The following is a 24236-nucleotide window of genomic DNA, read 5'->3' as shown; positions in this document are numbered from 1 at the left end:
CCGGACAACCTCTAATTGGTGAGTTTGAAAATATACCTAAGAAAGGGTATCCGTTCAGCAGAGTAGCAAAGTAGGTAGATAAGATAAACCAAAAAATCAAGAAAAAGTGAGTTTACAACAAATGGGTGTCATGCAAGTAGCTGACACTGGTTCACTTTATGATGGTGTCATCCCAGTGCTTCCTTTCTTGTCATCCCAGTCTGGGATCCAGATTGGGCACTAAGTTGGTAAACACGAAAGCGCTTTACAACGTTTTTGATGGAACTGCGCGAAAGAACTGGATGCCAGTGTCAGCTACTTGCATGACACCCATTTGTTCCTATAGTTTCTTTTTCACTTCCACTATTTGTAAACCAAATGTTAGCCAGTTCATCTTTAAGTAACTCCAAATCCGCATCTGGCGTAATCACTTATATATTCCTTTCACTACTTCTTGATGCTGCGGACAACTAAGTAAAATTTTGAAATCTTCTTTATCTGGATGTGCTCCCCAATCTCCACAAACTTTCAACACTCCTCTATCGAAGTCAGTTAATTCTGAAACGGTGGCTGGTTGTGAACTGAAAAATGGTTCAAAATTGACTTCAACATTTTCTTCTACATAGCCGGTGTGAAAATAATGATCCTTAATATAAAAAATAAATCCTATTATTGGTATTATTAAACACAAAATTAGTTTAACTGTCTTCGACATAATCACGTTCACAAAAAAGCTAGCCTATAAGAAATAATTTAAAAAAGTTTTAATCTAATCGTTTTTGCAGAGCAGCAACTCCCGGCATTTCATCGCCACTTAACCAATCTAAAAATGCTCCTCCACCAGTGGAAACATATGTAAAATCCTTATCGGTAAGGCCTGCAGCGCTTATTGCAGATAGACTATCGCCTCCCCCTATTATGCTGGTTAACTTTCCTTTGTGCGTTAAGTCACTTACGATTTTCATTACCCCTATTGTACCGCTTGCAAAAGCTGAATGTTCAAAAACACCAATAGGTCCATTCCACAGCAGAGTCTTACTGCTTGCTATTATACTGCTTATTGTACTCAAAGTTTGTGGTCCGATATCCAAAATTATATCACCGTCCAAAATGGACTCAGTTCTTCTTGAAATACTAGTGCTGTAATCAGAGTTTACTGCAACCAGAACGTCTTCTGGCACAACTATTTTGCAATTGTTTTTATTTGCTGTTTCAACAATATTATGTAGAAGGTCGTCAACACCATTTTGAAAGAAAGATTTCCCTATATTTACTTTGCTAAATGACAAAAAATTATTGGCTATTGCACCACCTAGAACTAGGTAATTAACCTTTTCTGTTAGCTTCATAAGCACTTTTATTTTAGTTGATATTTTAGCTCCCCCAACTATCGCAGTAATAGGTTTAGCTTTAAACGATACAGCTTTTTCAAGATACTTTAGCTCATCTTGCAAGCAAAATCCTGCATAGGAAGGTAAAAATTCTGTAATGCGTGAAATAGAAGCGTGAGCTCTGTGAGAGCAAGAAAATGCATCATTTACATATATATCCACTAGAGATGCTAATTGTCTGGCAAAGTTTGCATCATTCTCCTTTTCCCCTTCATAAAATCTTAGATTCTCTAGTAATATTATATCTCCTGCATCCATAACACTTACTGCTCTTTGTACTTTTTCACCAACGCAATCGTCAATAAATTTCACTTTTTTATTTAGTAACTGCGATAAAGTGTCAATTACATTTTTTAGCGACAGATTATTGTCTCTGGCCTTTGGGCGTCCGAAATGTGATATAATAATAATCTTTGCACTCGCATTCACTAAATACTGAATAGTAGGCAATGCTCTCAAAATACGAGTGACATCACGAATTTCTCCATCTTTTATAGGAACATTGAAGTCAACTCTGAGTAAGACGGTTTTATTGTGAAGATCACAATTTTCTATACTGGGTATATTCATTGTAAAACTAAAGCTATAAAGCCACTATACAGCAGTTTGACCTAAAGTAAAGTTTTGAGTTATACGAACGTTTAAGGAAATTTGCACGCCAAACGCTTGACACTGGAACCTTATCGTCATGCCATCACGAACCGTCATACCGCCGGGTATCTCTTAGCCGCTAACACGTAGCGGGATACTTGACCTTTACAGGGATGACGATTGTCGTTTAGCCATAAATATTTAAGAAATTTACTAAACAGAAAAAAAGGCAAAAGAAGCCCCGTGGTTGGCTAATTACTTACATTATACTTTCAAGTATGGCGTTTTTTTATTCTAAACGCTTAATAACCGCGATTTAGCTGCTTTTTAATGCAACTAACCTTTAGTCATAAATGTTTAAGAAATTTACTAAACAGAAAAAAAGGCAAAAGAAACCCTAGGGTAGCTAATTATTCACTATCCATTTTTTAAGTTGGCGTTTTTTGATGTTTTAAATGCTTTATAAGCGTATTTCAGCTTGTATAGGTAAAAACCTAGAAATTTGATAAAGACATAGAGTGCACATAGTGCAAAAAATTAAACATGAGACGCCAGATACGTTGAGTTTTTTTGTCATTTAATCTGTACAGAGAAGATAAATAAATAGCTTCAGTTTCATGATAAGGGGACTGGTAAGGCTTGTCAAGCAAGTTTTGCATTTGATCCGTTTCTATGACTTAGATGCCAGTGCCTGCTACTTGACTCTCGGCTGGGTCGAATTTGTATAGCTACATTGTCGGTAAATCTAAATTGCTTTAATAATTTTGATTGAAAAATAGTTTTTCTATTATATAAATGCTACTTTAGGGTAATCAAAATGGAAGACGATAAATATAGCCTAGGTTTAAGGGTTATCCATTGGTTGATGGCTGTTTTTATTATCGGTATGCTTTGTTCTGGACTTTATATGAAAAGCCTGCCACTTAGCAATGAAATTAAGTTCAACATATACGCTATTCATAAGGCTTGCGGTATCACTATTCTTGGATTAATCATAGTACGCATATTTTTTCGCGTCTTTACTTATGTTCCACCACTTCCAGCAAATTTTTCTCGGTTTGTAATCAATATAAGTAAAGCAGTACACTTTGGTTTATATTCTTTGATGGTGCTAATGCCACTATCTGGCTATGTCATGTCTTCTGCTTCTGGCAAACAGATCAAATATTTTTTTCATATCCCTTTGTTGATTAATCAAAACAAAGATCTAGCTAACACGGCTAACGAGCTACATTCGATGCTTGCATATTTTATGGTACTCTTTATAATCTTACATATACTTGGCGCTTTGAAGCACACATTTATAGATAAACAAAACATTTTTAAACGCATGATATAGGTTATATGTTAAGTAGCCTCTGGAAAAAAGGAACAGATTTTCTTGGCAGTGAGTTTGCTATAATGGGTGGTGCTATGAGCTGGGTTTCAGAGAGAAATTTGGTTTCGGCAATCTCAAACGCTGGTGGTTTTGGTGTGATTGCATGTGGTGCAATGTTCCCAGACTTACTGGAAAAAGAAATCATAGAGACACAAAAATTAACTAACAAGCCATTTGGTGTAAACCTAATTACTATGCACCCAAAGTTGAGTGAGTTGATAGATGTGTGTATTGAAACGAAAGTGAGCCATATAGTGCTTGCCGGTGGACTGCCAACAAAGCCTAATATAGAAAAAATCAAGGGTGCAGGCATTGAAGTTATGTGCTTTGCACCAGCATTAAGCCTTGCGAAAAGGTTAGTGAAAATGGGAGTAGATGCGTTAATAATAGAAGGAATGGAAGCAGGTGGACATATAGGTCCAGTGAGCACTTCTGTTCTTGCACAAGAGATATTGCCTCATTTTAAAAATGAACAAATACCAGTGTTTGTTGCAGGTGGAATAGGTAGAGGCGAAGTGATAGTTAATTACTTAGAAATAGGAGCAAGTGGCTGTCAAATAGGCACATTATTTGTCTGCACTAATGAGTCAATTGCCCACAAAAATTTTAAGGAAGTGTTTATTAAATCAGCCGCACGTAATGCAATACCTTCTGTACAGATAAGTGCTGATTTTCCTGTAATTCCAGTAAGAGCTATAGCCAACAAAGCAAGCGATGACTTTATGAAGCGTCAAAAAGAAGTTATTGATGAATACCAAAAGGGACAGATCTCAAAAGAAGATGGGCAGCTTGAAATAGAAAAATTCTGGGCTGGAGCTTTAAGAAGAGCAGTAATTGATGGAGATGTTGAAACGGGATCTTTAATGGCTGGCCAAAGTGTTGGCATGGTTGATAAGGAAAAGCCTGTAAAAGAAGTAGTGGATATGTTAGTTCAACAAGCAAAGAATCATATTAATAGCAAATCTGTAGAAGTAGAAAGCCCAGAAAGCAAATAGTTAAGCGACCTTCCAATAAGCAAGTTGCCGCAATTATTTATAATATGGCATAATTGCCCAGTTTTAATGTAAAATTAACGCTAAAGAGGTATCTATACATTTTGTTATGTATGGAGGAGTCTATGCTAAGTTCTAAAAAAGATATTAACCAACAATTGCACGACACTATATACAAAAAGGTAACAAAAGAAAATCATAAATATGGAAGCCCACAAAAGGGAGATGGAACTATCAAAAAATGCATAGAGTTGTTCAAGGAAGGAGCTAGTCCTGAGGTATTAACTGAATTAGAAAAATCGCTGAGAGAACAATTAGAAAAATCACCAGAAAAACAAGAGGAATATCAAAAACATTATAAGTATTATATCGAAAACTTTCTTCCTGCATTGAAAGATGAAGTAATAAAATCAGAAGAACTAGCTGTACCTACAGTATTTAACAATGAAAGAGAACAATCACAAAGACCACAAACAATAAGAGGAAAAATAGTAAAAACAATTTTGGATATTACTAACAGGAGCAGCAGTGTAAGCTCAATACCAAATGCTGTTGAAGAAAATATTGAAGATCAAATGCAGCTAAAACATATTGAAGAGCAAAACAACACACAAGAAACACCCTTGAATGTAGCTGAGAAAAAAAGTGGTGATAATAAAATACTTAGTAATTCAGATGTTGCAGAGGAAGTGTTTGAAAAATATAGCAAGGTTGTGAAAGAAATAGAGGAGAAGAAAACTTCTAAACTCAGTAGTGGCAATGACTCAGATAGTGGAATAGACTCACCTAGAACGAGTAAAGAAAGTTTGAAATCACCAGTAAGTAGCAGAAGGAGCAGTTTAACTTTAGTAACAAGCACTTCATCTGAGGAAAGTTTAAACTCAACATTGAGCTCTGTTGAAGGAGATAATGGCTTACAACCAGAGGGTGGAGAAAAAACTGAGTTATTAGAATCAAATTTGGAATCCCCAAAAGAAAACGAGACTCAAGTGCAGCCAGAGCAGACTGTAAAAAAAGAGCCAAAAATGCAAGAAAATGAAAACTCAGATGGTCAAGCAAATCCAGATCAAGTTAAGAAAGATATCCTACTTAAAAACCAACCCAATAACAGAAATCTTCACGTTGCACTTGTAGCAGGTTGTGCTCTCTCCACAATAGGGTGCATTGTTGCAGGAGCAATGACATCAGGATTGATAGGAGCAGGACTACTTGCTATGGTTGCAGTGCTTGCTATAGCAGCAGTAGCTGAATTGCATTCAAACTTCCTATCAAGTAAATTAACATCCATTAATGTGAGTCCTCTTGTTGATGATAAGAGCTTACAGCATGTTCGCAGCGGTAAAAATTAAATATGTGTTACTTGTAGTGGATAAGTGAATTCAGTTCTTGCCTATTGATATAAAAGTTGTTATATTTGAGGGATGTTTAAAAGGTGTTTAGTTGATGCGCATTCAATTGAATAAAGTTTTGGTTTTTATAGCCTTATTAAGTTTCATTTTTGCATCATATTCTAGCGAAGCAAGTTCGGCGAGTGATGAATTAAAGGGTATACAAGAAACGGTAAAAAATTTTATTTCTTCATTTTCAGTTAAAGATACTGTAGAAAATATGAGTCCTTCAACAATCATAGGGTTGTGTATAGCTGCAGTGATACTTGCAGTAGTGTTCAGAGGTCTAATCTTTTTTATGATAATGTTTGGTGTACTGGTCCTGATGTTCGGTAGTACAGAAAAGGCAACAGACTACTTAAAAGAAAAATTTAACTTTGCAAAAGATATAAAATTACAATCCGATAGCGAAAAAAAAGATAAAAATTAAGATAGTATTTTTATCTTTTTTAATTATCTTTATTGAATACGCATATGCAGTTAAAAGTACCAACAGTTAACTCTAAGCTTAAAAAAAAGAACAACTTAGCATTACTAGAAAGCATTGATTTAGATTTTGTTCCTTATGCTTGTCATTACGATGAAGAAACCATACTAACAAAACAGGGAGAATTGTTAAAAATAATCAAGTTAGAAGATTATTCTTCTGTTGATAACTACAGCGACCTCAGAACTGAAATTAGAAAAAGCATATCAAAAAATATTAATAGCCTGTGTTTTACCGTTTGGATTCATACCGTTAGAAAGCGCAATAAACTGAGCTTGAAATGGAATAAAACTGAAGACTTCTCTGACAACCTACATTCAACGTGGTTTAATAAACTAACTGATAGTAAATTACAGTATATAAATGAACTATACATTGTAATATTGTTTAGCGATTTTGGCAAGCATACTAATAATTCGTTTTTTTTCAATAGAATAAAGAATAAGCATAAGTTGTCTTTACAAGAAAGCCATCAGGAGTTGCAAAAGATAACTGACGTAATTCAAGATGATTTAGGACCTTTTGGAGCTAAAAAACTGAGTCTAAGGTTTAGTGAAGGTAAAATATATTCTGAAATGATAGAATTTCTCCACTATATTGTTACATTAACGCACAAAGATTATCCAATACATGAAAGGGACCTGTCGCAATATATTAGAAATTTTAAAATAGCTTTTGGTTTCAATACGTTTCAAACAATATTTGAAAATCAACAGAAATTTGGCTCTGTTTTCAGCATAAAAGAATACCGGGAAATCTCTTTAGGTAATATAGATAGATGCTTGCAGCTTGAATCTGAATTTATCATTACAGAAATAATGATATTTACTAGTAATAACAAAGCAATAAAAGAATTTAAAAAACAAATCAACATGCTGCAAATTAGTGAGGATAATACCTTACTTAAAAGCTCAGGAATTGAAGAAATAATAGAGCTTGAAAAGACCTCTAGTATAGACTTCTGCCAACAGAAAATTATTTTTACAATATTTGCAGATGATAGGAATAAGTTAGCTGAAAGTATTAGTGATTTATCTTCTATAATGTCATTAGTTGGCTTCATGATGTTTAGAACTGATTTACATATGGAAAGTCATTTTTGGGCACAACTTCCAGGCAATTTTGCTTTTATTACGCAACCGAAAAATATCTTAACAAAATACGCTTGCAGCTTTGCTATGCTGCACGATTTTACGTCAGGTACATTAAAAGGAAGAAGGTGGAAAGAAGCGGTAATGATTTTTTTCTCAAAAAAAGGAAATCCTTACTTCTTTAATTTTCATGGAAAAAGAAATAATGGCCATACTACGATACTCGGAGCTCCAAATTCAGGCAGAACTTCACTCATTAATTTTCTATTATCAGAATCAAGAAAGTTTAACCCAAGAATTGTCATATTGGATAACACTGGAAAATCAATAATTTTTACTAAAGCAGTGAGTGGTAAATATTACATAATCGATCCAAAATATAAGGACAAAAGCCTAAAATTTAATCCACTAAACATTGAAGATAGTGCTTCCAATCGCAATATGTTGGTTGAACTGATCAGAAGAATGGTAGCCGATACGAGCTTGGTGGACGTAGAAGAAAAGATAAGAAAAATTGTGGATTCTATATTTGCTATACCCAAGGAATCACGTTCTATTTCACAAATTTCTGAGGTGCTCTTGCTCCTTGGGGGTAAGATAAGTAGATGGTGTGACGATGGTGACTTTGCTTACTTATTTCAAGATGGTGATGAATCAGATATTGACTGGGAAACAAAAATTATATCTCTCAACACCGCAAACCTTACAAAACAAAAGGAATGTATGTCCGTGATACTTTACTATTTTTTATATTCTTTTGAGGCAAAATGTGATGGCTCGCCTGCAATACTTGTTTTGGATGAAGCATGGGAGATAAGTAATATTTTTCCTACAGAGAAAGAGTTTGATAACTGGATGCAAAGAATGACGGAACTAAATGTTGTAGTAATCCTAAGTACTGAGAATTTAAATCTCGCATTTGCTAGCAAATTTACTCAATATTTAGATAAACATGTTGATACAAGAATCTTGATGCCGAACGTCAATGCAAATAGATTATACATGAAGGCATTTTCTCTATCGAAAGAGGAGCTGAATATAATTCTGCAGACGCCAACACAGGAAGGTTTATTTTTGATAAAACAGTACAAAGGATTAGTAACCTTAAATCTGGATTTGAAGGATATGCAAGAAATACATGTACTTTCAGCTAACAAAGAGACTATAAAGTATATGTATGAGGCAATAAAAGAAAAAGGAGAAGAAGTTAATGAGTGGTTACCGGTATTTTATGAGAAGTGTAAGGCTTAATTTCTTATTGATATTTTTTTTGATACTTGGTCTTTCGTATCAAGGATATGCTGATTGTCCAACATTTGTAGAAAGTAATACTTGGTGGGAAGCAATAGTTGGTGGAGATTGGGTAAAGGAAATTAAGGTGCAAGCAATAAAAGATCAAGGAGTTGATGGTTACTTTAATCCCAAAATTAGAGTATGTGCTTATGATGGACAAAGTTATTGTTATGACTTACAAAGTGGGGAATCCTGCCGCCAGATATATGGAACGCAAGGTACAGGAGCTGGAGTTTCTGCTGCAGCTTTTATCGACTGGGAAGGAGATAAAACAAAAGCTGGAGGAGAAATTGCTCGGGGTCTTAAATGGGAATGGGCAGACGGTGTTACTGATGAGGAAAAAAGAAGATTCGCTAACTCTCCTAAAATATGTGCTTGCAGTCAAAAAGGGGCTTGTATGTCAGGAATTTCTTCATGGGGTTCTAGAGTATTTTCGGGTGAGAATATTTTCCGTCCTGGGGAGATGGAAAAAGTCTGTGATACCTGCTACCAAACGGCAGTAAAATGTGCTCCTGTTCCACTTGCACCTGGCCCCCCTCCATTTTGTGAACAACTTGCAATGTCGCTTCCACAAGTTAGAATTGTTCCTATAACAGATAAAGACAATGATTACTTTAATCCTAAGGTTAAGGTAATCATTGGTGATCTGAAAGGAAGAGACGGAGAGATTGGAGAAAAATTAGATTTCCCTAAAGGGTATGGAGAAAATAAAGCTGAGTGGCGCTCTATTTTAGACAAAGATGGCATCACGTACTACTTCAAAACTTATAGAGAAAAAGATAAGCTCTGCGCTGAATACCTTGGAACTCAAAGTATAGATGAAAACAATCCACAGTTCATCCGCTGTTTTCCTGCACCACCTGCTCCAGAACCTGAGATAGTGGAGATAGTAAATGCAAATACATTGAAAGTAGAAATGAAGATGAGTGAGAGCACTTGTGCTAAAGCACATGGAACCTATAGTAATGGTTCCTGTACTTTTAATGTTAATACTGACCTCAACCATCCTATAAACATTGGCCCCCTATCTTTAAAAGTAGTAAAACCAGCAATAGTAGCAAAAACAACTGATAGTAATATTGATAATATTATAGAAGGTATATTAGAAAGTAATCCGCAACAATTTAAAGTTCTGAAAGAATATGGCTATGTTCCTGATGTGCAAATTAAATGTTCTAAAGGCGGAAGTTTTTATAATTTTAATGATTTTGAGAAAAAGTTAAAAGACAAATCTATTCAATGTGAATTTAATAACTCTGGGCAGCCGGAAATAGAAGTAAAGTATAAAGGAAATTCTAACAGTAAAATGCTTTGTCTTTCTGGATGGCAGCCAGAACCAGAGGAGTTTGTTCTTAAAAGAGAAAATAAAATAATACCACTAAAATTAATGGGAACAAGATATACTAAATACAATGCTGTTTACTCCAAGGAATCAAATCAGTTCTATTATCTTCCAAGCAAGGAAATAGTTTATCCTTTGAAAGAAACTCAAGAGAGGTTGGATAAAATAATATTTAATAAGCAAGAGTATGTTTTCTTCCCTGATGAAAATGAGCAGAAGAAGGAAGAATGCAGTTATTGTGTGAAGAAAGATAGCAAAATAGACGAAAAATTAAAATCTGGTGAAGGACTGAAAGTAGTATACAAATTGACGGATGTAGAGCATAAAGAAGGATGTGAGCAAGGTGATGATGGTTGCATCTGCTTTGATGGAAAGTGTAGCCGTTCAAAACAATATTTGAATAAAAATGAAGATGATAAGCCATTCTACTTAAGGTATGAGGAAGTGGATTGTAAAGATAAGGATGGTAAAGTATTAAGAGATGAAAAAAATGAAGTACGAAAGTGTACACAATTAAAAGATCAACTGATTAAAGCAAACAGAACAGAGGTTTTTTACGCTGATAAATTGTGTAGGTTCGATTTAGAAGGTCTCAAAAAGAAATTAAAAGAAAAATTAAAAGAGATAATCAAGGAACATCTGAAAAATAAGAAACCAGATCTTGAAAAAAATAATGAAAAATCCTATGATCATAAAAATAAAGATGTTTATACAGATGACTTATCAATAAAATTTGATCGTATTAAAATAGAAGCGTGGGGAAGTGGTGAAGCAGGTCATATACAAGGTAGTGGCTGTGACAATCAAAAATGCCATTCTACTGAAAGCAGAGTAGGGATGCCAGGAGATTATATTAAAGCTAAACTGAAAATCGATCCTAATTATCCTATAATTAAGGTGCAAGTCACAGAGGGAGGGGGTAACCAGGAAAGTAACTTCTCAGATAAGTACGGGGGACCTGTTTTCATAGAAATGTGCAATTCGCAGAAGCAACATTGCCAGCAACTGATTACTGTTGCAGGTGGAGGTGAGTATAGAACATACGGTGGTAAGGGTTATGAGGAAACAGTAATTCATAAGCAAGATTTAAAGCTAGAGGAGAAAATTGTAAAGGCAGATAAACTGAAGTCTACACAAGACAATCAAATAGCATGTATAGAAAATGGTGAAATCAAGTATGAAACAGTAGAGTGTGGAAGTGGTTTGAGAAGCAGTAGATCTGGTGCAGGTGGCTGCATTAATAAAAGCAAAGGAATTTATGGTAAAGGCTCTCCAGGGTATGTGAAGATTAGACCTATTATAAAGGAATTTGACGAAGAAGAAATAAATGCTGCTATTAAAAAAGTAATAGAGGATCTATACGATCTTGAAACTATGACTGATTTTTGGGTAGGGGATCTTAACGTGAATATAAGTGGGATAATTAAAGAGGAAGTCAAAAAAGAATTATCAAGGTAAAAAGATATAGCTCTGGAAATGATGCTCTTGTTTTAATAATTAATTAAAGTAAAGCATGTAGTAAATGGTGTAATTGCTGTATCTTAACAAAAAGGTATAACGAATGTAAGAGGAGGGTGCTTTATGTCTCTAAAGAATAAAATTTCTGAGTTAATAGAACAACAATTTAGCATTAAATACCATGACAATTATTTGGCTTACACTATACATAATTGGGCTGCAAGCGAAATATCTGATTCTATTACTTTTTGCATAATTGGTTGTGGAAATTGCAAGATTGGATATCAAGATGTTGCAAAGTCATTCAACATAACAAAAGAAGAAATTGACCAAGGTAATATTGCAAGCATAGAAAGTAAAATAAAAAGTGAAGCTGAAAAATCAGGTAGCGAGTTTTCTGAGTTGATTTCTAGAGTGGATCAATCGCTAAAAGAGCAGAGTGAAAAGTCTATTGTACAAATTTTAGATTCATCCGCTGAGGAGATGTTAAGGAGTTTCTGTGATAGCCCTGTACAGTCTCCAGAGCCTCAAGAACCCTCTGCTTCATCTGAAGAGCATGCTACAGAAGGCCCAGAAACTAGTGTTAATTTAGATCTTTTGTCAACCTAATCAACCCCATATATATGTTTTTTTTGTACCCATGCTTTGCGTTTTGGGGTGGAAAGAAAGCACCATTCTTCGTTGCATTTTTCTATCTTCATCACAACAAACTTGTCTATTTTCATAGTAATCTTGCTGTCTACACTCTGTTTTTGATATCCATAAGTATCTTCTTTTACAATCGCGTAGCGCTTATCACTAAGAAGATTGCCTTTTATCCATCCGCAGTCTTCATCTATATCGCAGACCTTTTTCCAACTCTCAAACTCTTCTATCACTTTCAGGGGCAGATTTTTGCAAGTGTATATCCATTTTACAGGATAGTGAAACCCTGGCCCCGTTCTCATGTTGATCTTATTTGATTTGGTTGAAACAAAGTTATTAGCAAACAAGCTATGGCTAAATAATAAAAACAATAGGATAATAGTACTGAACCAAGATCCCAGTGTCACGCACTGGGATAACGTGAGGGATAGTGTAACAGACTTATTCATCATAATTCACGATTAGGTTGACATAAGATAAAGAGTAAATTAAAAATTGAATAGATCTTTAAATGCAAAATCAATGCCTATAGAAATATTAATGCCTGCTCTTTCACCGACAATGAGCAAAACTGGAGGAAAAATTGTAAAGTGGCATAAAAAAGAACAAGACAAAGTTGAAGTAGGCGACGTAATTGCTGAGATAGAGACTGATAAAGCCATAATGGAGTTTGAATCTATAGATGAAGGAGTTTTAGCAAAAATTTTAGTAACAGAAGGAACAAGTGGCGTGCCTGTAAATCAACCAATAGCTTTAATGCTGGAAGAAGGAGAAGATGAAAGTGCACTTAACAACTATACTTCAACTTCCATCAATAGTGCAGTTAAAAAGGAAGTGACAAAAAGTGCTGTTGATAATCAAAAATTAGAACACCAAGATTTAAACGGAAAGCCAATAAGTCATTCTTCGGTGTCATTCCAGCGCGTGACGCTGGAATCCAACCCCTCAATGTCATCCCAGTGCTTGACACTGGGATCTAGAAAAGAAGAATGGATCCCAGTGTCAGCTACTCAGATGACAGAGGGTTATGCAGAAGGTAGAACAAAAATAAGCCCATTAGCTAAGAAAATAGCTCAAAATGAAGGGGTTAATGTGCAGCAATTAAAAGGTACAGGACCATATGGTCGCATAATTAAGGCTGATGTGTTGGAGTTTTTAGGCAGTGGTATACATACTGAAAGTCCTGAGAAAGATACCATAGTTGAAGTAAGCAACATGCGCCAAGTGATAGCACAGCGCCTGACTGAATCAAAACAGAATGTTCCACATTTTTATTTAACTGTAGACTGCCAGGTTGATAAGTTAATATCGTTAAAAAACGAGATTAACTCAGCAGATGAAAACAATAAAGTAACAATTAATGATCTAATCATAAAAGCTGCAGCTTTCAGCATGAAAAAATTTCCTGATATAAATTCTTCGTGGATAGATAATAAAATACTGAGATATTCAAATATAGATATTTCAATCGCTGTGGCACTTGAAGATGGGCTAATTACTCCTATAGTAAAAAATGCTGATAAAAAGGGTATTTTATCTATATCAAAAGAAGTGAAAGATTTAGTAAGCAGAGCAAGATCTGGAAAATTGAAACCTGAAGAGTTTCAAGGAGGAGGGTTTACTATCTCCAACTTAGGGATGTTTGGTATAAAAGCCTTCAGTGCTATAATCAATCCGCCGCAATCTTGCATTATGGCAGTTGGTGCATCTAAAAAACAACCAATTGTTATGAATGAGAAAATAGAAATAGCAGAAATAATGACAGTAACGCTCTCTGTTGACCATAGAGCAGTTGATGGGGCACTCGGAGCAAAGTTTTTAAATGCCTTTAAGCATTATATAGAGAATCCTCTGGTGATGTTTATTGAAACTGCGGTAACTTATTAGCATCGTTATTACAAAATTAATACCTCTAAGTTTATAATTCTACTAGTTAATAGGCTTAGAGGTAAAAAAATGAATACTACAGTAGAAAAAAATAATTCAAAAATTTTTCCTAAAAATGAAGGAAAGATTAACTCAAAAGGCATGGTTGCCCCACCTGTTCCTCCGAAATCTTCCCAAGCTAAATTTGCTGGAATAAAAGCGATTTTTGAGCGAAATGCATCTCATTCCCAAGCAAATGATAGTAATAAAACAGTAAGTAGCAATCTTGGAAGAACATTTGGCTCAACAATGCAAAAACTCATGGAAGACAACATTCATAGCACTCCTAACAAACAACGCCGTGATTCAGGGGATAGTGGTATCAGTGATGTTAGTAGCAGTACTCTTGATAAAAAAGCTAAAGCTTATAATCCTCTTGATTGGAATCCAATCTATCAAGGTAAAAAGCGTTTTAGTTTAGACAATATGTCGAGCAACTCGTCTTCGTACAGTGAAAAAAGTAATATTTCAGATATAAGCGATAAGTCTAATAATTCAAACATTGTTAGATGTAATATTACTAGGAGTAACAGTAAGGAGGACCTTCATAAACCTGATGCTTCACATAATGACAAATCTGCAGGCAAAAAATTATCTAATGTCAATGTAAGCGAATTAATCAGAAAGTTTGAACAAGGTAGTGACATAGTATAGCCTTTCTTATAATAGTCCGAATGCGATAAGATATGTGTTTATGGCTATAGCAGGCCAGTAGCATATTACGGTCTGTTCGGATTATTGTAAAAAGAGCTATAAAAGGGCGTTAATCAAATGTTACCCTATCCTTGTATATGCAAAGGTAGGGTATCTTTTTAAAATATTATGTCCTTTATAGCTTTGTTAATTTTTGACTCCTTCTCTGCAAAAGCAGTTTCTAGAGAGGTTTTAAGTTTTTCCCATTCTTCTTGACCATTTAGAACTAAAGATTTATATTCACTTTCAATTTTTTCCAATGCTGTTTGATATGAAAAACCTAATTCCTCATATATATCAATATTTATCGATTGCAGTATTACCAAAAATGAAAACAAATTCGGATCAGGTAATTCTTCCTTTATATAATTCAGAAGACATAGTTTTATTTTTTTCACGCAGTATTCTATTGTTTTCAGCGATAGCAATAGACTTTCTGCATAAAATATAAAACTATCTATAATTAAACTTTTTGATTTTTTCGGTAATTTAATATTTTCAAATAGTTCTTTTGTAAATTTTTCTATCGGTTGTTTTGGCAAATGTAAAGAGAGATCAGTAAAAGATTTTAGGTCAAAATTTGGTCCAAGTATTGTGCTGATTGCTCTTTGTACATTACTCTTATCTTTACTTACAGGAATAATGAAAACCAGCCCCTCCACATCAAGCATATACTTTATAGATTCCAAAAAATCGACAACGAATTTAGGACGGCACACATCAAGATTATCCACCATTATATAAATGTTTTTGTCTTTTCTGATTTTATTAACCACATCCGCTAACTGTGTTTTAAAATCTCTAGTACTCTCTTTTCTTCTTTGGAGAAGACTTAATTCACTCAAGACAAAACCTATGTCTTTTTTATCAGCCTCTTTTGCAGCATCAAGAAATACTGAAAGCATAGCAAGTGGAGATTTACTGATCAGCTTTCCTAGTGTGTTTAGAGAAAATAGCTCTTGGTTTATGTTCTTGAACTGTTGTATAACGCTTCTTTTTACTTCATACGATGCAAATAAATCTTCAAATAGAAAATTTAAAAAAGAAGGAAGTGGTTGGTCCAATGCATTGATATCCCATGCGCTATAATAAGCTGCAATTTCATTTTGCTGTTTTAACTCTTTTACCCATTCTTTCAAAAAAAACGTCTTGCCCCATCCACTATATCCTTCCAAAGATATTATTGTAAAAGACTGATCAATCGTTTTTACTATAGTGCTGAACTTATTCGTAAATTGCTTATAGTTTAGGCGGTCATTTTTCCAAGCCACCACTTTAAGTGGTGGCGCTATTCCTTTCTTTTTGAATGTTATTAGCGATATAAGTTTTTTTAAGCACATGTCTTATTTTATATTTAACTCATATTCTTGTCTTGAAGTAAGTGCTATCCTCAGCGTTCCTTCATCAAGATAGTCAATTTCTCCGCCCATTGGTATGCCGCAAGCAAGACGTGATATTTTCACATCCAAATTTTTTAGCAATTCAATTATATATTGTGCAGTAACTTGACCCTCTAATGTCGGATTAATTGCAATAATTATCTCTTCAACTTTAGATTTTGTCGCTCTTTCCAGAATAGTATCAAGGTTGAGTTCTTTTGGACCTATGCCATTTATCGCAGACAATCTGCCACCCAAAACATGGTATAAACCTGAATATATATTTCCTTTTTCAAACGCCCATAGATCACCCAATTCTTCTACTACACACAGTAACTTAGTGTCACGTTTTGGGTTAGTACAAATAGAACAAGGTGACTTAGTATCTAGATTTCCGCAAACTTCACACTCTATTATAAGATCTGCTAGCTCTTTAATCAAAGATGCAAGCGGTAGCATAACTTTTTCTTTGTTTTGGAGTAAATGTATAACTAACCTGCGTGATGATGATGGCCCTAAACTTGGCAATTTAGAGAAAGCATGAACTAGATTCTTTATGTTAACGTTCATTCAATAAATTCAGAATAGGCAGTCAAATGGTAACATCAAACCCTTTGTAAAGAAAGTGGTAAGTTTCTCTTGATCCCACTTTGATTAGCTATAGAAAAAATTTTTTACTCTAACGCAAAAAATTACTTCCGCACACTTAAAGCCTGATTATAATAGACTTCTTGCATAATCCAAACTAAGTAGAAAAAAGGTATCATCCGAGTAGCTCTCCTTTGTCATCCTAGTGCCTCCTTTTTTGTCATCCCAGTGCCCAGACACTGGGATCCAGGAATTTTATTAAGTTTGTAAGCATAAAAGTATAGCTAACGTGAGCTCTACGTCATACTGCCGCGAACCGTCATACCGCGATTCATTCGCGGTATCTCTTAGCCGCTAACACGTAGCGGGATGACGGTTGTCAGGCTAGCTGTCATCCCAGTGCCCAGACACTGGGATCCAGAAATTTTAATTGTAAGTAAGCATACTGGGTTGATAAGTATAAAAGTAGCTAGAAAATAAACATTTTTGATGAGATTATATGGAAAACTGGATGCCAGTGTCAAGCACTGGCATGACACCCTTCACGGACTTTTAAATTACTTTAGCTATAAATATTAAGAAATTTACCAAATGAAAAAAAAGGCAAAAGAAGCCCTGGGGTTATTATCCGCTTTAAAATATTGGCGTTTTTTATGTTTTAAACGCTTGACAAGCGAGATTCAGCCGCTTTTAATTGCAACTAACCTACGCTGCAAATGTTTAAGAAATTTACTAAGCAGAAAAAAAGACAAAGAATCCCCGAGTTAGCTAGTCTTTTACTATCTCTGTCGAGTATTGGCATTTTTTGATGTCTTGTAACGCTTTATAAGCGCGTTCAGCTTATTTAGATAAAAATCTAGATGTAGATGAAGTTTTGTAAAGACATACAGTATCTATATACTGCAAAAAATTGAACATAAGACGCCGATACATTAAGTAATCCTTACCTTTTAATCTGCAGATTGGCGAAAGCAAATACAATAGCTTCACTATCATGATAAGGGCGCTGGCGAAGGGTGTCAAGTAAGTTTTTTCGTTTCTATGTTGTCAGCTACTTGGATGACGCCAATCTGAGTTAACTACACCAACTCACATTCAGCAAAAAAGAAAGCTATCTCCTTACGAGCATTTTCTAGACTATCCGAGCCGTGGACTCTATTTTCACTAATATCATCAGCAAAATCACCCCTGATTGTGTCTTTATCTGCCTGCTTTGGATTGGTAGCTCCCATGATTTGTCTGTATTTACTTACTGCATTTTCACCAACTAAAACTTGAACTACCACAGAACCAGAGGTCATAAACTCTACTAATTCCCCAAAAAAAGGCCTATCTTTATGAATTTCATAAAACAGCTCTGCTTGTTTTTTTGTTAGTAACATCATTTTTTGTGCTGTGATTTTCAGCCCAGATTGTTCGATGTAGGAATTTATATTGCCTGTAATATTATTTTTTACTGCATCAGGTTTTAAGATTGAAAGTGTCTTCTCAATTGCCATATTATTTCCTTATATAAGATTGTATATTTATGGATTCATTTTATTGCAAATTTTGATTTGATAAAAGTAGTTTTTTATTTATAGTTAAGAATAAACCATCAAGGAGGTATTGTATGGGTGAATATTGTAAAAATAACACTACTAAACAAGCTGAGCCTACCACTAAAAAACAAGCTAAATCTACTACTAAAAAATTAGTAAGTAACTTTAAGTCATCACTTTTTTGTGGAACAAAAGGATTTTTAACTTTTAATTTGGCCTTTTTAAGTTATTTGGAATATAGTTCACATCATAATACAGAATTAAAAAAAGGTGCTGCCTTTGCAATGAAAAGGAATACTATTCCATTGCTTGAAATGATAATCATAGCACCGCTTGTTTGTTTTGCACTGCCGGCTATAGTAGGTGGTTTAAGTCTTTTACAATGTGCACTTGCTTGTGCTGTCTTAATGATTGCCACATGTTTTATTGTCAGAACTTTTAATCTACGTGAAAAATTATTAGAAAAACAAACAGGTTGCCCAAAAGAAACAGTGAATAAGGAATTTGAGAAAGATACTATAATCTACCCTATTTTCGATAAAAGTAGAAAACACATCGAGTATAATTCGCCTAACTCAGAGCAACCACCGGATGAAACGAGTAGCACCTCTCTTTTCGTTAAAGTTTTACTTTTCCCTCTAAAGGTTCTTTTGAAGGTCCTGCAAAGTTATATAATGCTATCTTTAGCTGCTGTTGAACTTCTTGAAACGGTACCAAGTCTTTTTGTCGATACATTTTTCGATTGGAACTTCACATCCACCAAGAGTAACCTGAAGAGATCAGGCCACTTATTGTATGCCAGTGTAAGAAATTTAGTGCCTATAACTAAATTTGATGAGTGTGTAGCTAATTTTATAGGCACCCCAGAAGTAACTTGTTGTAGTAGTGCGTAGGTGAAAAAGGCAGTTATCTTATTTAATCTTGGCGGGCCTGATTCACTAAATGCGGTCCGTCCTTTTTTATTCAACCTTTTTTATGACAGGAGAATAATCAATCTACCGAATCCCTTTCGGTTTCTTTTAGCAAAGTTTATATCTGCGAAACGAGAAAATACTGCACGAAAAATATACGAGGAAATTGGAGGTAAATCGCCAATTCTAGAGAATACAAAAATGCAAGCTAATGCTTTAGAACTAAAATTAAACGAAAATAGAAACCATGTACACAAGGTATTCATCTGCATGCGCTATTGGCGTCCATTTGCTGACGAAGTTATTGAAAGTGTAAAACAGTTTGATCCTGACGAAGTAATTCTGCTGCCACTGTATCCACAATATTCAACTACCACAACTCTGTCATCCATCGAGAATTGGCAAAAAAATGCTAAACGGTATGGCCTAAAATGCAATACAAAAATGATTCACCGTTATTATGATAACCAAGATTTTATTGAAGCTCACGCTAATCTGATAGCTAAGTACTATAAATTGGCTAGCAAAATCGGTAAACCAAGAGTCCTATTTTCAGCCCATAGCTTACCTCTTAGTATCATTAAAAAGGGCGACCCTTACGCTTCACAGGTAGAAAGAAGCGTAGAGTTAATAGTAGAAAAGTTAGCTATCAATAACTTAGATTGGTCAATATGTTATCAGAGTAAGATTGGTCCTGTAAAATGGCTAGAGCCAAGCACTGAAAGTGAGCTATTACGCGCAAAAGCTGATGGTGTACCTGTAGTTCTATCACCTATATCTTTTGTTTCTGAGCATTCAGAAACTCTAGTTGAACTTGATATAGAATATAAAGCAATTATCAAGGATGGATATTACTTTCGTGTGCCAACTCTCAGTACCGATCCCTTGTTTATAAAATGCTTAGCCGATTTGTGCATAAATCTCCCTTAAAGTCCTGATTCATAGGGCTTTTCTTTTAGGATTTTATGTGATAGAATAACAGAAAGTTATTATTTTATTAACTATTTTATGCTAAACAAGCTAAAAAAGAAATCTAACACGCCCGCACAAAAGGTACATGATGCTTATAATCATGATATCAGAAAGGTAATCTGCATCACAACAGGTTTAACAGCCCTATTGTGTAAGATTTCACTGCAATTTTGCTGCGAGTTCATTGACAATAATAGATCCAATATCTCCTTTATAAAGAATGTTGCCCGATGGGTGAAATTTCCGACATCTACCCTATACATTGCCCATTCTGCATTTATCTTACGGGATTTGGTAAAAGATTATAAAGACCCTAAGGGTAAAAAAGAATTAGCAAAAATTTTGGGTAAATCGGCTAACCTTGCAAGCAGCACCATAGAAGCATTGATGATGTTGAAAGTCATCCATTTTTTGGCTAGAGGTAATGCAGATGTAACAAGTTATATTAGTTCAACATCAACGATCCTATTTTTGTTCATTTCAGAACCTATAAGCTATTATTATACATGCAAGAAATATCTGGATAATAAGGATCCTGAAAAGTCTGCTAAGTGTAAGAAGGACCTTATTATCAGCACATTAACTTTGTCGTTAGGTTTATTAAACTTCATATTAAGAAGGATAGAAACTCCAACTATACCAATAAACTTGGGTAGTGGTATAATCTATAATTTCAACTTAAGCGTAACAGTCAGCATAATATATAGTGCAGTATTTCTTGCAGTTCAACTTGATAAGTTGTTTAATCAACCTGTCAATGATGATCCTTCCACTGAACTTGATGATGTTCATAATATAAACGGTCATTCTAATGACAGCACTGTAGAGGTATAAGAATTAGGGATGAAAAGATTTTATTTCTACTGCCAACGCTAGTACTGCTAATTTGCTAACAATACTCCAAAGTGATAGAATTTTACCTTCCACAACCTGGCTAACATCATGAAACTCACAGTCAGTGGCATTCAAGCTAGAATATACATCTTTTCTGCTATTACATCGGTATAAGTAACATGTTGAAGTATCTCCTATATAGTATATTAGCGGTTCTGCAGAACTGCTTTTAAACATGTCAATGGTTGGTACACCTTCTTGTATAATAACGCTATTGATTGCTATTCCTTCTTTTATCTTTTTCATTTTATGACGCTTTTTTTTATTGAGGTTTAATATTTCCTCTCCACTTGTTGCTGTTATAATGCCCATCCCATATGTGCCATTGCTTGCTTTGATAAAAACGTAAGGTTGTGTTTTTATTTTATATTCTTCGTATTTTTTTTGCACTAGAGATAATATTTGGTCAACTTTAGCTGCTATTGCTTTTAGTGATGAATCATCATCAAAATCGACTCCATCACAGCTTTCTGTAAGCACAGAAATTAGCCATGGGTCCATTTTAAATTCGCTACAAAACTCAGACGCTAATTCTTGATAGATTTCAAAATACTTAAATTTCTGTCTGCTATGCCAACCGTATAGTGGGCTTGGTACTATATCTTGCTTTACGTCTTTTAGCGTGTCTGGAATGTGGCTCGTCATATCACGGTTCAGTATAATAACATCAGGCACAAATCCTGAAGTTGTCTTTAGCAGAGAGTTTTCTTTCACAACAGTTTCATACTGTTCTATTAAATTGTATACTTCATTATGTAAAAGTCCAATTCTAGTTTCAAAACCTGCGAGTTGTAGTACTTTCTCTATAACAAATACGTTTTCTATATACATTTTATTGCGTGTATAATTTTCCGGTATTATAAGAACCTTTTTGTATTGATGTCTTTTAAAGTAGCTTTTTATCAATCTTGCTGCCATTGTTCTTGATTCTTCACTTAAGTTATTGAACCCCGCAGGAAATAAATTAGCGTCTACTGGAACGATTTTATAGCCAGAGTTTCTAAGATCTATAGAGCTATAAAATGGCGATGTAAGGCCATTAAATTTTGCTTCGAACCAATTATTTATACTTTTTTCCAAATCTGGGTGAATTATGTTTTGCATCTGCACTTTAAATGTTATAAGGAAGGTATTATATTATAAGCTATAGTTGAGCATATTTAGTAAATTTGACTAAAGATTAAAGTATAATGAGATTCTTATTTAAAGTGATAGAAAAATGATTCAACACGATAACAATAAAATGTATGGCACTACTATATTATCAATTAGAAAAGATAAAAGTGTAGTAGTAATAGGTGACGGACAAGTTTCACTGGGCCACACTGTTATAAAATCTGGAGCAAAAAAAGTTAGGCGTCTTTCTGGTGATTCCGTAATTGCTGGATTTGCCGGGGCAACAGCCGACGCATTTACTCTTTTTGAAAGATTAGAATCTAAACTTGACAAGCACCCAGGGCAATTAATGAGAGCATGTGTTGAACTTGCAAAAGACTGGAGAATGGATAAATATCTGAGGAAATTAGAAGCTATGATGATCGTTGCAGATAAATCTATTTCATTAGTAATTACGGGAACAGGTGATGTTCTTGAACCTGAAGATGGAGTCGCAGCTATTGGCTCTGGGGGAAATTTTGCTCTATCTGCAGCAAGAGCTTTAATTGACATTAAAGGAATATCAATAGAGGAAATTGCGAAAAAGGCTATGAAGATAGCTGGCGATATATGTGTTTATACAAATCATAATGTAGTTATTGAAAAGATAGAGGAGTGATATGTCTTCCAAGCAAAAAACTTTATGCACCAATTTTTCCAATCAGCCCATAACCCTTTCAGAAGGGCGGTCTTGTAGTAGTGACACCTACGATGAAAAAGATAACCTCTATAAAGATACTAAGAGTGGTTTTGATTCAAATGACAGCGATGTTCAAGTTAATGACAGCACTCAAGTTTTGTTAGATGACCTGCCACCACAGAAGATAGTTAAAGAATTGGACAGATTCATAATCGGACAGGATGATGCAAAGCGTGCTGTTGCTATTGCGCTCAGAAATCGTTGGCGTCGCAATCAGGTTCCATTTCCATTGCGTGATGAAATCATACCTAAGAATATATTGATGATCGGTCATACAGGGGTTGGTAAAACTGAAATAGCTCGTCGCTTAGCAAAACTTGCCGGTGCACCGTTCATAAAAATTGAGGCAACGAAGTTTACTGAAATAGGGTACGTTGGACGTGACGTTGATTCGATAATACGCGATTTAGTTGATGCAGCAATAGTTTTAGTTAAAGAGAAAGCCCGTAAAGCCTTAGCTAAAAAGGCTTTAATTTTAGCTGAGAAAACAATAGTAAACTCTATGGTAGGCGAAAATGCAACCGAAGAGAGTAAAAAAATTTTTAGAGAAAGGTTGAGGAATAAAGAGTTTGAGGACGGAGAAGTTTCTATTAACGTCAGAGAGAGCAAGAGTATGTTACCTACTTTCGATATACCAGGCATGCCAGGTGGGCAAGTTGGTGTGATGAATGTAACAGAAATAATGGGCAAGATGTTTAACGGGAGCAAAAAAACAAAAACTATTACGGTGAAGGTAAAAGAAGCGCGTGAAATATTAATTAATGAAGAAAGTGAAAGGCTAATGGATGAAGATAAGATAATCAAAGAAGCCATTGATCTTGTTAGTAATGACGGTATAGTATTTTTGGATGAAATAGACAAAATTGCAGCGCGTACAGAAATAAAAGGTGAAGTAAACAGAGAAGGAGTGCAACGCGATCTGTTACCATTACTTGAAGGAACAACTGTTACAACTAAGTATGGCCATGTAAAAACAGACTATATATTATTTATTGCATCTGGTGCTTTTCATCAGTCTAAACCATCTGACCTCTTACCGGAATTGCAGGGCAGATTACCGATCAGGGTAGAACTTAAGGCACTTACTCAAGAGGATTTAATAAGAATATTAAAGGAACCAGAATCTAGTTTGTTAAAGCAGTACATAGCTTTAATGAAAACAGAAAATGTGACACTTGAGTTCACTGATGATGGTATAAAAACCATAGCTGAAATAGCGTTTACAGTTAATAGGCAAGTGGAAAATATAGGCGCAAGAAGGCTTCACACTGTCATGGAGAAGCTTTTAGATGAAATAAGTTTCATTGCTTCTGAGAAAAATAGCGAAAAATTCATTATAGACAGCAAGTATGTAAAAGATAAACTTGAGTCAATTTCGAAGCAGCTTGATTTATCTAAGTTTATACTTTAGGAAAAACGAAAAGCCTACTTTAAGTAGTATA

22 protein-coding genes are annotated in these 24236 nt (G+C 34.8%); 15 read left to right on the top strand and 7 right to left on the bottom strand.

From position 1 onward, the window contains the following. Positions 1-406: 406 nt before the first annotated feature. Complete coding sequence (locus ABWU67_RS06775) at positions 407-694, bottom strand: hypothetical protein (RefSeq protein ID WP_012673373.1); 288 nt, start codon at positions 692-694, stop codon at positions 407-409. A 49-nt stretch (positions 695-743) separates the two neighbouring features. Beyond that, on the bottom strand, positions 744-1940 hold the full coding sequence (locus ABWU67_RS06770; RefSeq protein WP_174515946.1) for a phosphoglycerate kinase: 1197 nt from the start codon (positions 1938-1940) through the stop codon (positions 744-746). Between the two features lie 838 nt (positions 1941-2778). Between ABWU67_RS06770 and ABWU67_RS06765 the strand changes: the two genes are divergently transcribed. The 7 genes from ABWU67_RS06765 to ABWU67_RS06735 all read left to right on the top strand — a co-directional run bounded on the left by ABWU67_RS06765 (position 2779) and on the right by ABWU67_RS06735 (position 11999). Continuing rightward, positions 2779-3300 carry a cytochrome b gene (locus tag ABWU67_RS06765; RefSeq protein WP_010082022.1) on the top strand — a complete coding sequence of 174 codons (522 nt, stop codon included), beginning with the start codon at positions 2779-2781 and terminating at the stop codon, positions 3298-3300. 5 nt (positions 3301-3305) lie between these two features. After that, positions 3306-4334 carry an NAD(P)H-dependent flavin oxidoreductase gene (locus tag ABWU67_RS06760; RefSeq protein ID WP_353281991.1) on the top strand — a complete coding sequence of 343 codons (1029 nt, stop codon included), beginning with the start codon at positions 3306-3308 and terminating at the stop codon, positions 4332-4334. A 122-nt stretch (positions 4335-4456) separates the two neighbouring features. Continuing rightward, on the top strand, positions 4457-5680 hold the full coding sequence (locus ABWU67_RS06755) for a hypothetical protein (protein WP_264329821.1): 1224 nt from the start codon (positions 4457-4459) through the stop codon (positions 5678-5680). 94 nt (positions 5681-5774) lie between these two features. Continuing rightward, on the top strand, positions 5775-6149 hold the full coding sequence (locus ABWU67_RS06750) for a hypothetical protein (protein ID WP_022626145.1): 375 nt from the start codon (positions 5775-5777) through the stop codon (positions 6147-6149). Positions 6150-6193: 44 nt separating this feature from the next. Beyond that, positions 6194-8548 carry a type VI secretion protein gene (locus ABWU67_RS06745; protein WP_353281990.1) on the top strand — a complete coding sequence of 785 codons (2355 nt, stop codon included), beginning with the start codon at positions 6194-6196 and terminating at the stop codon, positions 8546-8548. Further along, entirely contained in the window at positions 8529-11390 is a 2862-nt protein-coding gene (locus tag ABWU67_RS06740) for a hypothetical protein (RefSeq protein WP_353281989.1), read from the top strand. Before ABWU67_RS06745 ends, ABWU67_RS06740 begins: the two co-directional genes overlap by 20 nt. A gap of 123 nt (positions 11391-11513) precedes the next feature. After that, positions 11514-11999, top strand: a complete 486-nt coding sequence (locus ABWU67_RS06735) for a hypothetical protein (RefSeq protein WP_213863282.1) — start codon at positions 11514-11516, stop codon at positions 11997-11999. Here the strand turns inward: ABWU67_RS06735 and ABWU67_RS06730 are convergent. Further along, the gene (locus ABWU67_RS06730; protein ID WP_007551030.1) at positions 11996-12487 is read right to left on the bottom strand and encodes an SH3 domain-containing protein; all 492 of its coding nucleotides are present in this window, start codon (positions 12485-12487) and stop codon (positions 11996-11998) included. The two genes, ABWU67_RS06735 and ABWU67_RS06730, sit on opposite strands and share 4 nt — an antisense overlap. A gap of 70 nt (positions 12488-12557) precedes the next feature. Between ABWU67_RS06730 and ABWU67_RS06725 the strand changes: the two genes are divergently transcribed. Both ABWU67_RS06725 and ABWU67_RS06720 read left to right on the top strand, forming a co-directional pair. After that, positions 12558-13922 (top strand): pyruvate dehydrogenase complex dihydrolipoamide acetyltransferase, encoded by a 1365-nt coding sequence (locus ABWU67_RS06725; RefSeq protein WP_341821936.1) that lies wholly within the window; start codon positions 12558-12560, stop codon positions 13920-13922. A 69-nt stretch (positions 13923-13991) separates the two neighbouring features. Beyond that, positions 13992-14615: a hypothetical protein gene (locus tag ABWU67_RS06720; RefSeq protein WP_353281988.1), complete on the top strand. Its 624-nt coding sequence runs from the start codon at positions 13992-13994 to the stop codon at positions 14613-14615. A gap of 158 nt (positions 14616-14773) precedes the next feature. Here ABWU67_RS06720 and ABWU67_RS06715 read toward each other — a convergent pair whose 3' ends face one another. Continuing rightward, positions 14774-15994, bottom strand: a complete 1221-nt coding sequence (locus tag ABWU67_RS06715) for a P-loop NTPase fold protein (protein ID WP_213863284.1) — start codon at positions 15992-15994, stop codon at positions 14774-14776. A 3-nt stretch (positions 15995-15997) separates the two neighbouring features. Next, on the bottom strand, positions 15998-16603 hold the full coding sequence (gene recR, locus ABWU67_RS06710) for a recombination mediator RecR (RefSeq protein ID WP_353281987.1): 606 nt from the start codon (positions 16601-16603) through the stop codon (positions 15998-16000). Positions 16604-17212: 609 nt separating this feature from the next. On the opposite strand from recR, the gene ABWU67_RS06700 reads away from it, so the two are divergent. Next, a complete protein-coding gene (locus tag ABWU67_RS06700; protein ID WP_179945710.1) occupies positions 17213-17389 on the top strand; it encodes a hypothetical protein in 177 nt (58 codons plus the stop codon). Between the two features lie 311 nt (positions 17390-17700). Here the strand turns inward: ABWU67_RS06700 and ndk are convergent, their stop codons facing one another. After that, complete coding sequence (ndk, locus tag ABWU67_RS06695; RefSeq protein ID WP_341821938.1) at positions 17701-18120, bottom strand: nucleoside-diphosphate kinase; 420 nt, start codon at positions 18118-18120, stop codon at positions 17701-17703. Positions 18121-18233: 113 nt separating this feature from the next. On the opposite strand from ndk, the gene ABWU67_RS06690 reads away from it, so the two are divergent. The 3 genes from ABWU67_RS06690 (at position 18234) to ABWU67_RS06680 (ending at position 20879) form a co-directional block, all read left to right on the top strand. Next, on the top strand, positions 18234-19055 hold the full coding sequence (locus ABWU67_RS06690; RefSeq protein ID WP_353281986.1) for a hypothetical protein: 822 nt from the start codon (positions 18234-18236) through the stop codon (positions 19053-19055). Next, positions 19056-20003 carry a ferrochelatase gene (gene hemH, locus ABWU67_RS06685; protein WP_353281985.1) on the top strand — a complete coding sequence of 316 codons (948 nt, stop codon included), beginning with the start codon at positions 19056-19058 and terminating at the stop codon, positions 20001-20003. Between the two features lie 78 nt (positions 20004-20081). Further along, the gene (locus ABWU67_RS06680) at positions 20082-20879 is read left to right on the top strand and encodes a hypothetical protein (RefSeq protein WP_209472377.1); all 798 of its coding nucleotides are present in this window, start codon (positions 20082-20084) and stop codon (positions 20877-20879) included. A gap of 3 nt (positions 20880-20882) precedes the next feature. Here the strand turns inward: ABWU67_RS06680 and gshA are convergent, their stop codons facing one another. After that, positions 20883-22043, bottom strand: a complete 1161-nt coding sequence (gene gshA, locus ABWU67_RS06675) for a glutamate--cysteine ligase (protein WP_341821940.1) — start codon at positions 22041-22043, stop codon at positions 20883-20885. A 115-nt stretch (positions 22044-22158) separates the two neighbouring features. On the opposite strand from gshA, the gene hslV reads away from it, so the two are divergent. Both hslV and hslU read left to right on the top strand, forming a co-directional pair. Beyond that, positions 22159-22713, top strand: coding sequence for an ATP-dependent protease subunit HslV (gene hslV, locus ABWU67_RS06670; protein ID WP_006280198.1), 555 nt, complete (start codon positions 22159-22161; stop codon positions 22711-22713). A gap of 1 nt (position 22714) precedes the next feature. After that, a complete protein-coding gene (gene hslU, locus ABWU67_RS06665; protein WP_353281984.1) occupies positions 22715-24205 on the top strand; it encodes an ATP-dependent protease ATPase subunit HslU in 1491 nt (496 codons plus the stop codon). Positions 24206-24236 lie beyond the last annotated feature (31 nt).

It is taken from the genome of Wolbachia endosymbiont (group A) of Aleiodes leptofemur, from assembly GCF_964028465.1.
Classification (GTDB): Bacteria; Pseudomonadota; Alphaproteobacteria; order Rickettsiales; family Anaplasmataceae; genus Wolbachia; species Wolbachia pipientis.
The sequence above is the reverse complement of the archived record's forward strand: the minus strand, read 5'-3'. Positions and strand labels throughout refer to the sequence as shown.